Source organism: Vibrio sp. 1288, assembly GCF_033344475.1.
Genome location: NZ_JAWPOX010000909.1, coordinates 1 through 569 on the forward strand (window position 1 = coordinate 1; position 569 = coordinate 569).

The window sequence follows — 569 nt, forward strand, 5'->3', positions numbered from 1 at the left end:
TTTTTCAATAAGCGCTTCAAAAAAGCGGTGACTCTCACGCCTTACTCAAAACTGTCGAACCTTACTGAAGAATTACTTCAATCTTTGAGTGAGCAATACCAAGTCGTTGTGCCTGCAAAGAGAGATTACTCGGATGCGCCAGTCTGAATCGGTTGATCTAAGCAAGCGGCGTTTTCTTTCGTTCTGTCGTGCGCCAGTTGAACAAGCTCAAGAGCGTCGTGTTAAAGCGAGACCTCCGTATGCGGTAGAAGAATCAATGTTCACGCGTCTGTGTGATGGATGCGGAGAGTGTGCCTCTGCATGTCCAAGCCAAATCATTGAAATGGTCGATGGCGTGGCCGCGTTAGACATCAGCTACTCAGCATGTGATTTATGCGGTGAGTGTAAGTCGGCGTGTCCTACATTGGCGCTTTCAAACCAAACAGAGTCTACAGGCTTGATTGCAACTATCTCGAACAGCTGCGAAAACTTATACGGTTATTGCGGTAGCTGCGAGGACAGTTGTCCTTACGATGCATTGCAATGGCAAGACGATGCCAAACCCAAAATTGATGCAGCCAAATGCAAAG

Annotated in this window: 1 protein-coding gene and 1 pseudogene; both read left to right on the top strand. The window is 47.3% G+C overall.

Annotated elements, in window-relative coordinates:
• Nucleotides 1–147 (top strand): annotated as a pseudogene (locus tag R8O11_RS30030) (dehydrogenase); the annotation flags it as partial.
• The coding region (locus R8O11_RS30035) for a 4Fe-4S binding protein (protein WP_318195236.1) at nt 134–569 on the top strand (436 nt) is incomplete at its 3' end. The pseudogene R8O11_RS30030 and the gene R8O11_RS30035, both read left to right, overlap by 14 nt.